Below are 13554 nucleotides of genomic sequence, written 5' to 3' on the forward strand. Positions count from 1 at the left end.
TCCGTCGAATGTCCACGTCGGTCACGTCGCGTCGCTACGGCCTCGTCGTCGCCGGGGCACTCTGTTACACCTGGCTCACCTTCACGTGGTTCAGCCTGCCGGCCTACCTGTCGACGATCATCGCCGAGGTCGGCCTCTCGGGCACCGAGGCAGGCCTGCTCGCCGGCGCGGTACCGCTGACCTACATCCCCATCGCCCTCTTCTCGGGCCTCGCGGTCGACCGGATCGGGCCGGCCCGGAGCCTCGCGGTTGGTCTCGTCGTGACCGGAATCGCCCAGATCGCTCGCAGCGTCGCCGGCGGCTTTCCCACCCTGCTGGCGGCCACCCTGCTCCTTGGCGTCGGCGCGACGGCGATCACCTTCGGCCTCCCGAAACTCGTCTCCGTGCTCTTTCCACCCTCGGAGACTGGACTCCCCTCCTCGCTGTACATGGTCGGCGCGGCCGTCGGGACGGCGAGCGCGTTCGGCCTCGGTCGACCGGTCGTCGGTCCCCTCCTCGGCGGATGGCGGCCGCTCTTCCTCTGGAGCGGGGTCGCCGCCATCATCTATGCGGTCGTCTGGCTCGCGGTCGTTCGGGTCGTGCCGATCGGTGGCGGGAACGGGACGGATGACACCGACTCTCCGTCGGCCTCCGTCCGTCGGGACCTCCGGCGGGTGCTCGGCCACCGAGATCTCCGATTGATGGTCGTCCTCGGCGTCGTCTACCTCGCGCTGGTCCACGGGTTGCAGGGCTGGCTCCCGACGGTGCTGGAGGCGCGCGGGCTGTCGGCCGACCGGGCGGGCCAGACGACGACGCTTTTGGTCGGCGCGAAGGTCGTCGGCGTCCTCGCCATCCCGACGCTGGCCGATCGGGTCGACAGGCGGCGCGGGGCGGTGATCGGCTGTGGCGGGCTCGCGGCCGTCGGCGTCGCGGGCGTCATCGCGGGCGGCGCGACCGCCGTCGCGGCGCTTGGCATCGTGATCGCCGGCCTCGGCGTCGGTGGGCTGTCGCCGCTGATCCGTGCGATCCCGCCGAACCTGGAGGGGATCGGGCCGGAGTTGACCGGCGTCGCCGTGGGCCTCGTCTTCGCCGTCGGCGAGATCGGCGGCTTCCTCGGGCCCGTACTGGTCGGGACACTCCACGACCTGACGGGGTCGTACATTCCTGGCCTCGGTCTCCTGCTCGGCGGTGGCGCCGTCGCGGTCGTCGTCGGCGCAGCGCTGGGAGACGTGTAGGGTCCCGGACCCCCCCTCGCTTCGCATGCTCGCGGGTCACGCCGTTCCCCGCTCGCTCGTTCCGAGGACTCCCTCGCGGTGCTCGGTCGTCCTCGCTGTCGGCATACTCAAGTGGCTGAGACGACCAGCCCAGTGCAATGAGCGAGGACGGGTCGATCAGGGAACTCGACGGGAAGACCGTCGAGCGAATCGCGGCGGGCGAAGTCGTCGAGCGCCCGGCCTCGGTAGTGAAGGAACTCGTCGAGAACAGCCTCGACGCTGACGCGTCCCGCGTGTCCGTGACCGTGGAGTCCGGCGGCAAGGACGGCATCCGGATCAGCGACGACGGCGTCGGCATGACCGAAAACGAGGTCCGGAAAGCCGTCGAGGAACACACCACCTCCAAGATCCGGGACATCGAGGACCTCGAGAGCGGTGTGGCGACGCTGGGCTTCCGCGGCGAGGCGCTGCACGCCATCGGCGCGGTCTCGCGGCTGACCATCGAGACCCGACCGCGTGGGGGCGGGACGGGAACCGAACTCCGCGTCGAGGGCGGCGAGGTGACGAGCGTCGAACCCACGGGCTGTCCCGAAGGGACGACCATCGAGGTAGAGGACCTGTTCTACAACGTCCCGGCCCGGCGGAAGTACCTCAAACAGGACGGGACGGAGTTCGCCCACGTCAACACGATCGTCACGAGCTACGCGCTGGCGAACCCGGACGTGGCCGTCTCGCTCGAACACGACGGCCGCGAGACGTTCGCCACGACCGGCGACGGGAACCTCCAGAGCGCCGTGCTGTCGGTCTACGGCCGCGACGTGGCCAAAGGGATGGTTGCAGTCGACCGGGGCGAAACGGGCGAGGGAGACGACGAGGACGGAGACGACGCGGCCGACGACTTCCCCGAGGGCCCCCTCGACGGCGTCTCGGGGCTGGTGAGTCACCCTGAGACCAATCGGGCCAGCCGCGAGTACGTCACGACCTACGTCAACGGCCGGTACGTCCGCTCGTCGACGGTCAGGGACGCGGTCGTCGAGGCCTACGGCAACCAGCTCGCGCCCGACCGCTACCCCTTCGCCGTCCTCGATCTCTCCCTGCCGGCCGACACCGTGGACGTGAACGTCCACCCCCGGAAGATGGAGGTCCGCTTCGCCGACGCCGAGGGGGTCGCCGAGCAGGTCCGCACCGCCGTCGAAAACGCCCTGCTCCGGGAAGGGCTGATCCGCTCGTCGGCCCCCCGCGGCCGGAGCGCGCCCGAACAGACCGAGATCGCGCCCGACCGCGATGATGGAGGGGGCGAAGCGTCCGCATCGGACGGGGCAGCGGGGCGAGACGGAAGCGAATCCGACAGCGACACCCCCGCAGAACCGGAGACCACGACCCGTTCGCCCATCGGGCCCGACGACGTGCGGGACGCGGACCCGGAGCGACCGACCGGGGAGTCACGCGCCGGTGACGTCGGGACTGCGCCCGACACAGCAGTCGACGACGGTGCGGTCGAGAGCCACGACACCGAGCGGACCCGAACCAGTGGTGTCGAGCAGCGAACCGACGAAACGAGTGCGGAACCGACTCCCGGCCACCGAGTCGATCCGGAGTCGGCGGACGACGGAGACGCCCGGTCCGACCGCCACGCCAGCGACGGCCGATTCCGACCGGGGACCGACCAGGTCCGCCTCGGCGACGGGGAAGCGGCGACCGACGAACGTGAGTCGTTCGACCGGCTGCCGTCGATGCGCGTGCTGGGCCAGTACCGGGACACCTACCTCGTGGCCGAGACCGACGACGGGCTGGTGTTGATCGACCAGCACGCGGCCGACGAGCGGGTGAACTACGAGCGGTTGCGCGAGCGCTTCGCCGAGGGGGCGACGAGTCAGGCGCTGGCCGATCCCGTCGAGCTGTCGCTCACCGCCCGCGAGGCCGAACTGTTCACGGAGTACGAGCCGGCGTTGCGACGGCTGGGGTTCAGGGCTGAACGGACCGGCGACAGGACGGTAGAAGTTCGGACCGTGCCCGAACTGGTCGCGCAGGCGGCCGGCCCGGAACTGATCCGGGAGGTGCTGTCGGCGTTCGTGACGGGCGAGTCGGCGGCCGCCGAGACCGTCGACGCGGCCGCCGACGACCTGCTCTCGGATCTGGCCTGCTACCCCTCGATCACGGGCAACACGTCGCTGACGGAGGGGTCGGTAGTGTCCCTGCTCTCGGCGCTTGACGACTGCGAGAACCCCTGGGCCTGCCCGCACGGCCGGCCGGTCGTCATCGAGTTCGAGCACGGGGAGATCGAAGACCGGTTCGAACGGGACTACCCGGGGCACGGCGGCCGGGAGTGACGGCCGGGAACGCTGTCGGCGACCGCGACGGCGGGCGGTCGGGGGGTGTCGGCGTGCGAACCCACCACACGAATTAAACCCCCCGACTCCGATGTTGGGGATATGACACAGCTGGTGACGTTCGGGGAGGCGATTCTGCGGCTGTCGCCGCCGCCGACGGCGCGACTGGAGACGGCGGATCAGTTCGACGTGTGGACGACCGGTGCAGCGAGCAACGTCGCGGTCGCGGCGAGTCGACTGGGGACCGACACGGCGTGGATCTCGAAGCTCGCTGACACACCGCTTGGACGGCGAGCCGTCGCGGCGCTGCGCGGCCACGGACTCACGACCGACGTGACCTGGGTCGACGGCGACGAGGGCCGACAGGGGCTGACGTTCTACGAACACGGGTCGACGCCGCGGGGGAGTACGACCGTCGACGACCGCGAGCGGACGTCCATCGAGACGGTCGAGCCGGGCGGGTTGCCGATGGATACGGTGCAGGATGCCGGCGCAGTGTTCGCCAGCGGTGAGTCGCTGGCCCACTCCGGAGCCGTGGTCGAGACGACACAGGCGGTGTTGCGGGCCGCCGGCGGGAAGTCGGTGCTGGGGCTGGACTACCGGTCCGATCTGTGGTCGACCGAGGAGGCCCGGGAGACGATCACGGGGCTGTTCCCGGCCGTCGACGTGTTCGTGACCAGCACAGACGACGCGAACCGCGTGCTGAAACAGACCGGGAAGCCGCCCGAGATGGCCCACCAGCTGGCAAACGAGGGTGACTTCGAGACCGTCGTGATGACTCGGGGGGAGCACGGGGCGCTGGTCTGGCACGACGCGACGATCCACGAGCGCGACGCCGTCGAGACCGAGGCCGTCGACGTGACCGGACAACACGACGCCTTCGTCGGCGCGTTTCTGGGCCGCCGACTGGCCGGCGACGACGTGGGCGACGCGCTGGCCCACGGGATCGCGGCGGCGGCGCTGACCCGCACGATCCACGGGCCGGTCCCGACCATCGACACCGCGGAAGTCGAGTCCGTCATCGCCGACCTCGACGACGGCTCGCCGGGTGCCAGCGGCGGCCCGCTGAGATAGCCCGAAGCGGGTCGAGAGGGCGGTTCCGCCCCGGACAGCGGCTGCTCCGAGGTGGCGTCGATCGGTAACAGCCGATAAACGTATATGGAAGTGTTCCGACACACTGAACATGAACCGGATAGCGACCCTGCTTCTCGTGACTGTCGTCGTGTTATCAGTTGTTCCGACAACAGCGAGCGCAGAGCGGACACAGAGTGATCTCGTCACGGTCACCGTGACGGTCGAGAACGAGGACGGACAGGCGGTCGGCGGCGCGACGCTGACCGCGAACTGGGACGGCGGGAACCGAACCGCGACGACCGCCTCGAACGGACAGGCGCTGATGGACGTGCCCCGCGGCGCCGATGTCGACATCGAGGTACAGAGCGACGATTACGTCCGCAACACGCCCTACGAGATCAGTGACGCCAGCCAGGAGTCGGTGACCATCACCGTCGCTGAGAAGGGGACCGCCGAAATCCAGGTGCGTGACGGGAACGGCGTGCCCGTCAACAGGGCCGCCGTCCAGCTGTTCCACGACGGCGAGATCGTCGTGAACTCCCGGACGGACTCCAACGGGTTCTACCAGAGCGACACCATCGAACAGGGCGAGTACAGGCTCCGCGCGCTCAAATCGAGCTACTACAGTAACAGCACCACGTTCGACGTGGACGGTGACGTGAGCATCACGACCCGCATCCAGACGGGGTCGGTGCTGGCGACGTTCACCGTTCGAGACGGCCACTACGATCCGCCGCGGGCGGTTCAGGGTGCGACGGTCTCGATTCCCGCAATCCCCGACCAGTCCACGACGCTGGCGGACGGTGAGGCGACGGCCAGCGTCCCCGTCAACTCCGATCTCGAAGTACAGATCACCAAAGAAGGCTACGAGACGGTGAACGATACCCTCGAAGTGGACGAACGGGACACGTCACTCGAGGCCACTATCCGGAAGACCGAGGCGCTCAACATGGCCATCTCGGACGCACAGATCCTCGTGAACGGCAGCATCCGGGTCACGCTCACCAACGAGTACGGAACGGCACAGGAGGGGGTTCCGGTCACGCTCGACGGCGAGCAGGTCGGCGAGACCGACGGCAGCGGTGAACTCGAAATCCGGATCGCGAACCCCGGCGAACACACGATCCGCGCCGAGTCCGAGGACCTCGCCGACAGCGCGACCGTCGAGGTCATCCGCCCGGGCGGCCCGACGCCCACGGAGACGGCCTCCGACGCCGAGACGGCCGACGAGACGACGACCTCTAGCGGCATCGGCCCCGGGTTCACGCCCGTCGCCGCCGTCGTCGCCGCACTGGTCGCCGCCCTCGTTCTCCGCCGGCGAGCCTGAATCCCCGGCGGCGGACCGCGACCGACACCGCGATCGACTGCCGACCTGTTTTCGGGTGGCAACGTACCCCAGGGTAGCGTTCGGTATCCGGATTTAACTCGGGCACGCTCCAAGCGAGTCTATGGCCGACGCCACCGGAGAGGGCCGGGTCGACGACGAGGGCACGAGCGCCCTGGGGACGCTCCGGGCGTTCTTCGCGCTGGAACGGGACGTGCTGGTCCTCTCGGTGGCCATGTTCGCGTTCAGTCTGGGGTTCCAGATGACCGGGCGGTACGTCCCCCGCTACATGAGCCTGCTGGGGGCCGGCGGGCTGGCCATCGGGCTGTACGGGACGGTGGGCAACCTCATCAGCGCGGTCTATCCCTACCCCGGCGGCGCGCTCTCGGACCGGATCGGGTCGCGGGTGGCGCTGACGGCGTTCGGCCTCGCCTCGACGGTCGGGTTTCTGGTGTGGCTGGCCGCACCCCTGTTCGGCACCGTGACGGTCGACCTGACCGCACTGCCACTCGTCGACGTGGAGGGGGTCGTCCTCCCGGTCGGAATCTTCCTCGGCCTCTTCCTCGCGCAGGCCTGGAAGTCCTTCGGGCTGGGTGCGACCTTCGCGGTGGTCAAACAGGCCGTTCCGCCCGAGCGACTGGCGACCGGCTTCGCGAGTACCGAAACTGTTCGCCGACTGGCCTTCCTCCTCGGCCCGCTGCTCGCCGCCACGCTGATCGCCGTCTTCGGGTTCGATCTCGGGTTTCGAGCCGTCCTCCTCGTCGCCGCCGCGTTCGGACTGCTCGCGACGCTCGCCCAGCACGTCCTCTACGACGCGAGCGAGGACACCGTCGGAAAATCCTTCGAGGGAATTTCGGCCGTCGCCGAGGATCTGCGGTCGATGCCGCCCGCGCTCCCACCGCTGCTGGCGGGCGATACGCTCGTGCGGTTCGCCAACGGCATGGTGTACGTCTTCTTCGTCATCGTCGTCACGGAGTTCCGGGCGGTCGACGTGACCCTGCCAGTGGTCGGCTACCTCTCGCCCGACGCGCTCTTCGGCGTCCTGCTGGCGGTCGAGATGGTCGTCGCGCTGCTCTCGATGGTTCCGATGTCACGGCTGGCCGATCGCGTGGGACTGAAACCCGTCGTCGCGCTCGGCTTTTCCGTCTACGCGATATTCCCGGTCCTGCTGATCAACGCACCCGCCGATCCGCTGGTCTTCGGCCTCCTCTTTGCGTTCTCGGGGCTCAGATTCGCCGGCCTACCGGCCCACAAGGCGCTGATCGTCGGACCAGCAGAACAGGACGCCGGTGGGCGGGTGACCGGTGCGTACTATCTCCTGCGCAACACGCTCGTCATCCCGAGCGCGCTGGTGGGCGGGTACCTCTACGACGCCGTCTCGCCGGAACTGGCCTTCGGCGTGGCGACGGCCATCGGACTGGTCGGCACTGGCGTGTTCCTCGTCTTCGGGAAAGAGTTCGATCCGAACGGCACGCGTCCGGAGTGATCGAACAGCGTTATCCGCCGCCGGAGGCGCGGTACCCGCCGTCGACGAGCAGGCCTTCGCCGGTGATCCAGGAGGCCTCCTCGGAGGCCAAAAAGAGGATGGCGTCGGCGATCTCCTCGGGTTCGCCGAGTCGGCCGAGCGGGTAGCCGTCCTCCATCTTCTCGCGGGCGGCCTCGGGATCGTCGGAGGTGGCGAGCATCTGCTCGACCAGCGGCGTGTCGGTGAAGCCCGGACACACGGTATTTGCCCGGACGCCGTCGCGGCCGGCCTCGGCGGCGACGGCGCGTGTGAAGTTCAGGACCGCGCCCTTGGTCATCGAGTAGGCGGCGTTGCGCGGCAGGCCGAACACGGAAGCCAGCGAGCCGACGTTGACGATCGCGCCGTGGCCCTGCTCTTTCATGAGCGGGAGCGCGGCGTGACAGCCGTTCCAGACCCCCTTGAGGTTCACGTCGATGACGAAGTCACGCATCGACTCGTTGATGTCCTCCATCACCGCGGGCGGGTGGCCCGTCCCGGCGTTGTTGACCATCACGTCGAGTCCGTGTTCCTCGTGGACGGCCTCGACGGCCGCCTGAAACTCGTCGGCCTGGGTCACGTCGACGCGGTGAGCCTCGGCCCCGCCCGTGTCGAGGTCCTGGACCTTCTCGGCTGTCTCCTCGGCGCTCTCCTCGTCGATGTCCGTCGCGATCACGTAGGCACCCTCTTCCGCACACCGCAGGGAGGTGGCCTGCCCGATGCCCGACCCGGCACCGGTGATGAACACCGTCTTGTCTTGCAGTCGCATGGCACCAACGATTCGCTCCTCCGGCATAAATCTACCAGAATTAGCAGTGAGGGGCTTCGGGTTTCCAGAGTTAGCTCGAAGTGGTTTTTCAGCACTGGCTGGAAACGAAACTGCCGAGAGGGACTGCGGTCAGAACCGACGGCGTGCCAGCAGCGTGGCCGCGAGCAACGCGAGGACGGCGACCGCGGGGCCGAAGCCGGGGCCGTCGGCGGTGGTCGTGTTCGAGGCGGTCGTCACGGTCGACGGTGACGCGTCGGACGCTGTCCCGTTCGCGGACCCAGAGTCCGACGGAGACTGCCCGGCTGGCGAGATCGTCGCGGTATCGGAGACCGGGTCACCACCACTGACACACTCGGGGTAGTCGACACCCGGATAGTCGAACTGGCCGTCGTCGTCCCGGTCGTAGTGAACGAGGGCGAGCAGTCGAGTCGACCGGTTTAGATCTCCCGTGAGTTCGACCGAGACGGTATCCTGCCCGGGACCGAGGTGGTCGCTCACGCCGACGAGCCGCGACTCGGCGGCGCGACGGTCGAGGTACGGCGGGAAGGTGCACCTTCCTGTGTCGTTCGCGGGGGAGAGTGCGTCGATCGACGACGCACGATAGAGCGCGACGAATCCCGGGTCGAAGAGGGTGACGTCGGCCGTTACGGTCCCGTTCGTCGCGTTCTGATCTTCCAGAGAGATGGACGGCGGTTCACTCGAACCGATGACCCCCGTCACCGCACCACGGAACCCGTCAGCCGTCAGCCGGAGCGTCGCGTTCGAGGGGAGGTCGGTCGTGTTGACACAGGCCGCAAATCGACCGTTTTCGGTCGTCCTGGTAGTCGTTTCCACCACAAACGTACCTGACTCTGGAGACACCACGTTGGCGTCGATCTCCACGTCCGCACCGGGATAGGCATGTCCAGTCACGAGTCCGCAGCGCTCGATACCGAACCGGACGACAGAACCGGCGTCGGTATCGAACGAAATCGGTGGGTCGACGATCTCTATGTTGGTTGTCGAGGACACGTTTCCGGCAGTGACGGTCACGACGTATGCGTCACCGGTCCGGGCCGAGACCACGTCCCGGTACTCCGTCTCGAAATTGGCCCGGTCGGTCCGGAGAGCAACGTACAGCGTGCCGTTGCGCTCGTCCGGTGTGACCTGTAGCGCGCCGCCGAGCCGCGTCGCCGACAGGTTCAACATCTTCGGCCGCTTCTCGGCCAGTGTTGACTCGACGGTCTGCTCTACGCGGAAGCTGTACCGTTCGGAGTCGGTCACCGCCTGTACGAACGCCCTTTCCCGATCGATCGCGTTCGCCGCCCCAACTGTCGCTGTCAGGTCGGGTGCCGACAACGCGAACACGACCGTATCGTCCTTCGCGACCGTACGATCCCGGGTCAGCCACCCCGCCTGTATTCCATCCTGAATCGCAGCGACCGCTGAGAGCTCCGCGAACCGGTCGGTCGATGCGGACCAGACGGTCAGGCTCCCGACGGTCGCGTTCGCGGTCGTCCCGTTCGCCGTGTCGTTAGTCACCGTCTCGTTCGTCGACTGTGTTACGTCGATCGTGGAGGACCCGGCCGCCGCAGCGACCGACGACCCAGCCAGGACGGCCGCCAGCAGTGCCACGAGCGCGAGTCCTGAAAGTAGTGGTTTCAGTTGCATCGGTGGTGATCAGTTCCGTCGGCGTGCGATCAGCACGACCGTGAACACGGCGAGGACGGTGCCGAGCGCACCGAAGCCGGGACCGTCCACTTGAGAGGTCGTCGGAGCGGTCGCGGTGGACTGTCCGGTTTCGGTCGTGTCGGTGCTTCCGGTCGTCGACCCCAGGGTGGTTCTGGTCGGTCCTTTGGAATCGTTCGCGAACGGTGGGGTCGAGTGGTTGACGGCGGTACCGACGAGCGCCCCGTCGTGACAGACCGGTCGATCGTTCGGCGGGAAGTCGAGGTCGAACTCCCCGTCCTCGTTGGGATGAACAACGGCGATCAGTACCTGATCGTCCTCGATAGTGGGACGGTCGAAATACTCGGTATAGTAGCCTGGCGAGAGGTCGTAGCTCTCGGCGAGTCGGGTCCAGTTCGCGACCGTTCGGTCGATCTCGGTGGGCGTACAGTCGGGTGGTCGACTCGGATCGGTGAGCGCCCAGGCGTCCTCGGGCGCGGCGTACAGCACGACGAAACCAGAGGTGTTGCGGGAAGCGCTCGTGATTCCGACCCGGTCGTCGGTGACCTTCTCGACCGACACGAGTAGTGGCCCGGTCCGATTCTCGACGAGAACACCCCGGAAGTCGGGCACCGAATCGACGGACAGGGAGAGCACCGCGTCGGCCGGAATATCGGTCGTGTCGGCACAGACGGCAAATCGGCGGGACTGATCGACCGCCGTGCGGTTGGTCCTCTGGACGACACCGTCTTGCGAGCGAAGCGTGACCCGGAGCGTCGTCGTGGGCGCTGCGGTCGTCGTCCCAGAGAGACGCGTACACTCCTGTCCGAGGTCGTCGACGACGATCCCGTGGGACTGCTCGTCGTCGAAGGTCACCCTCCGCTCGACGGCGCTCCATCTGACGGTGGACGTGTTCGCATTCGAGCCCGTTCCGACCGTGTAGTTCACGTGGTAGTCCTCGCCGCCAGCGGTCGGTTGATCGGTACGGGACCCGTACCTGATAGCGACGGTGTCCGTCCTGAGTGCGACGTACAGTGTCCCGTTGCGCTGGTCGGGCAGGACACGGATCGCGCCCTTGGCGAATGTCTCCGAGAGGTTCAACTCCTTCTCGTCGTACTCGGTGAGGGTCGTATCTTCGGTCTGCTCCATCCCGAAGTGGTAGGCCGAGGAACGGTTCACCAGCCGGACGAACGTCTCGGTGGCCGAGTCGTTCCCGCGTGTCAGTTCGATCCGGGTCGCCAGGTCCGGAGCGTTGATGGCGACCATCACGGTGTCGTTCACCGCGACCGACCGGTTCCGGGTCAACCAACCATCACGTCTGCCAGTTTGAACCGCAGCCGGCGACGTGAGGTCCCCGAACCGCTCGGTCGGGGCGGTCCAGACACCCCGAATGTCGGCCGAGAGCGCGGCTGGCTGGAACTGCCTGTCGACGACCGGGTGGTCGTAGTCGGGGTCGAACTCGGCGGCCCCAAGGAACAGCGTCGCGTTCCGGTCGAATCCGGTCGTGTCGACACAGGTGGCGAACTGGCGGGCCGTGTCCACGGTGGTCCACGCCGTCGCCCGGACTGGACCGGTCTCGTTCGAACGCAGGCGCAACTGGATTTCCGTGCCGGGTGCGACCGCAGTCTCGCCAGAAACGACCGTACATCGTTGGCCGAGCCGAACCGGGACCGGACCCTCGCTGCCATGATCGTCGAAATCGATTGAACGCTCGACCAGCTCCCACTCGACCGACGAGCTGGTGGTGACGTTTCCGTCGGTGACGGTGAGGTTCACGCGGTAGTCCTCGCCGTCGGAGGGCGAGAAATCGCGGTCACCCCCGTAATCGACGACAGTCCGATCCGTCCGGAATACGACCGACAGCGTCCCGTTCTGTTGGTCCGGCACGACGCGGAGTCCGTCGGCGGCCAGCGTCGCCGAGAGGTTCAGCTCCTTGGGTGCCATTTCGGGCGTCGTCGAGTCTGGCGTCTGTTCCATCCGGAAGTCGTAGGTGTCCGACCGAGTGAGGACCTCGACGAACGCCGCCGCGTCGGATTCACTCTCGTTCATCGCACCGACAGCCTCGACCAGTCCCGGTGCGGGCAGTCCGAACACGACAGCGTCACCCGGCGCGGACGGGAGCGTATCCCCCTCCGCGACCGTCCGAGTCCGGACCAGCCAGTCCTCGCGTTTCGCCATCTCCACGGCCGCCGGTGAGGTCAAATTCCCAAAGTCGTCCCCTGGCGCGGTCCAGACGGTCAGATTCCCGACCGTCTCGTTCATGGTCGAGTCGGTGGTCGTTCCGTTGGCCGCAGTCACATTCGTCGTCTGTCCCGCGGGTTGTGTGGGCGCGCCAGCGGCTGTGACGGCCGACGCCGAGAACAGGGTGAGAGCGAGCAGTACGCCGACGAACAGGTGCGTGGTTCGTTCCAGAGACATCCGTGGAGGGCCGTGACCGACTGTCGTCGTCGATCACCGGTTGCCGAAGAAGCTGTCGCTCGTCCTAAATATCTTCTGTGCCGTCACTCGCCCAGCGACGGGTTGGCCGCGCAGTTGTTCGGGCCGAGTTCGACCTCGAAGGCCGCGTCGTCGTCCAGCCGTTCGAGTCCGAGGTTGGCGGCGACGATGCGCTCGAAGTTGTCCGGCTGGGGCGGCATGTCCCGCATGATCCGCGCGGTGAACTCCACCCTGTCCATCCCGAAGACCGGCAGGCAGTCGCGCAACTCGCCCAGCCTCGCGGCGTAGGTGCCGTCGTCGGCAGGCGTCGCGTCGTCGCTGTAGTGGCCCGGCGCGACCAGCGTGTCGTCGGGGAAGTCGGCCAGCCGTTCGGTCAGCGACTCGTACAGTTGGGCGGCCAGAGCCTCCGCGCCACCCTCCCCGCGCTGGAGGTCCGGGCGAGCGACCGACTCGACGAAGAGGCTGTCCCCCGAGAGCAACACGTCGCCGACGGTGAAAGCGGTCATCCCCGTCGTGTGACCCGGCAGGTGGACCGCCCGGAGCGTCGCGTCGCGGACGGTCAGCGTCTCGCCGTCGATGATCGTCTCGGTGTCGAATTCGACCCCGCGCTGGTCGCTCATGCGTGGCAGCACGGGCGTCGCATCGGTCTCGGCGGCCAGCTCCCGGAGGCCGCTGACGTGATCGGCGTGGACGTGGGTGTCGACGACGGTCGTGATTGCGGCGTCGCGTTCGGCGGCCGCCTCGACGTAGCGGTCGGTGAACGCTCTGAGCGGGTCGATCACGGCCGCCTCGTCGTCGACGACGACGAGGTAGGAGCAACACCCGCTCGCGGGCCGCTGGATCTGGACGACGGTGGCGGCGTCACATGGGAGTTCGAGCGCGCGGTGGACACGTGCCCAGCCCTCCATCCCCTCGGCGAGGTTGTGCGCGTCGATCCCGGCTTCGGTGAGCAGGCCGGCGACGTAGGCGCTGGCCTCGCCTTTGCCACAGACGACGGTGATCGGGCCCTCCCCGTCGATCTCGGCGGCGCGGTCGGCGACGGTGTCCTGTGCGTCGGCCTGTAGCCACCGCATGTACGGGAGCAGGGTGGCCTCGACCGACGGGCCCTCGATCTGCCAGTCCTCGAACTCGTCGCGGTTGCGCACGTCGAGCAGGCGGACGGGATCGTCCGCGGCCAGGCGGTCGGCCAGCCACGCGGGCGACCGCGACTCGACGGCCACCTCGGGTTCGGGGTAGTCGCTCATGTCCGTGGGTAAGTCGGCAGTCGGAATAAACGACGC

Annotated in this window: 9 protein-coding genes; 5 read left to right on the forward strand and 4 right to left on the reverse strand. The window is 68.1% G+C overall.

All coding sequences use genetic code 11. From position 1 onward, the window contains the following. Positions 1 to 8 precede the first annotated feature (8 nt). From BV210_RS06185 to BV210_RS06205, 5 genes are all read left to right on the forward strand, one after another. Positions 9 to 1214 carry a CynX/NimT family MFS transporter gene (locus BV210_RS06185; RefSeq protein WP_077205790.1) on the forward strand — a complete coding sequence of 402 codons (1206 nt, stop codon included), beginning with the start codon at positions 9 to 11 and terminating at the stop codon, positions 1212 to 1214. 137 nt (positions 1215 to 1351) lie between these two features. Continuing rightward, positions 1352 to 3523, forward strand: a complete 2172-nt coding sequence (gene mutL / locus BV210_RS06190) for a DNA mismatch repair endonuclease MutL (RefSeq protein ID WP_077205791.1) — start codon at positions 1352 to 1354, stop codon at positions 3521 to 3523. Positions 3524 to 3625: 102 nt separating this feature from the next. Next, a complete protein-coding gene (locus BV210_RS06195) occupies positions 3626 to 4597 on the forward strand; it encodes a sugar kinase (protein ID WP_077205792.1) in 972 nt (323 codons plus the stop codon). 109 nt (positions 4598 to 4706) lie between these two features. Then, positions 4707 to 5924 carry a carboxypeptidase-like regulatory domain-containing protein gene (locus BV210_RS20580; RefSeq protein WP_077205793.1) on the forward strand — a complete coding sequence of 406 codons (1218 nt, stop codon included), beginning with the start codon at positions 4707 to 4709 and terminating at the stop codon, positions 5922 to 5924. A 121-nt stretch (positions 5925 to 6045) separates the two neighbouring features. Further along, the gene (locus tag BV210_RS06205) at positions 6046 to 7407 is read left to right on the forward strand and encodes an MFS transporter (protein WP_077205794.1); all 1362 of its coding nucleotides are present in this window, start codon (positions 6046 to 6048) and stop codon (positions 7405 to 7407) included. A gap of 10 nt (positions 7408 to 7417) precedes the next feature. On the opposite strand, the gene BV210_RS06210 is transcribed toward BV210_RS06205, so the two are convergent. The 4 genes from BV210_RS06210 to BV210_RS06225 all read right to left on the reverse strand — a co-directional run bounded on the left by BV210_RS06210 (position 7418) and on the right by BV210_RS06225 (position 13518). After that, the gene (locus BV210_RS06210; protein ID WP_077205795.1) at positions 7418 to 8191 is read right to left on the reverse strand and encodes an SDR family NAD(P)-dependent oxidoreductase; all 774 of its coding nucleotides are present in this window, start codon (positions 8189 to 8191) and stop codon (positions 7418 to 7420) included. 129 nt (positions 8192 to 8320) lie between these two features. Next, on the reverse strand, positions 8321 to 9841 hold the full coding sequence (locus BV210_RS06215) for a PGF-CTERM sorting domain-containing protein (RefSeq protein ID WP_077205796.1): 1521 nt from the start codon (positions 9839 to 9841) through the stop codon (positions 8321 to 8323). A gap of 9 nt (positions 9842 to 9850) precedes the next feature. Next, complete coding sequence (locus BV210_RS06220) at positions 9851 to 12256, reverse strand: PGF-CTERM sorting domain-containing protein (RefSeq protein ID WP_077205797.1); 2406 nt, start codon at positions 12254 to 12256, stop codon at positions 9851 to 9853. Positions 12257 to 12339: 83 nt separating this feature from the next. After that, positions 12340 to 13518 carry an MBL fold metallo-hydrolase gene (locus BV210_RS06225; RefSeq protein WP_077205798.1) on the reverse strand — a complete coding sequence of 393 codons (1179 nt, stop codon included), beginning with the start codon at positions 13516 to 13518 and terminating at the stop codon, positions 12340 to 12342. Positions 13519 to 13554 lie beyond the last annotated feature (36 nt).

The sequence above is a fragment of the Halorientalis sp. IM1011 genome (genome assembly GCF_001989615.1).
GTDB lineage: Archaea > Halobacteriota > Halobacteria > Halobacteriales > Haloarculaceae > Halorientalis.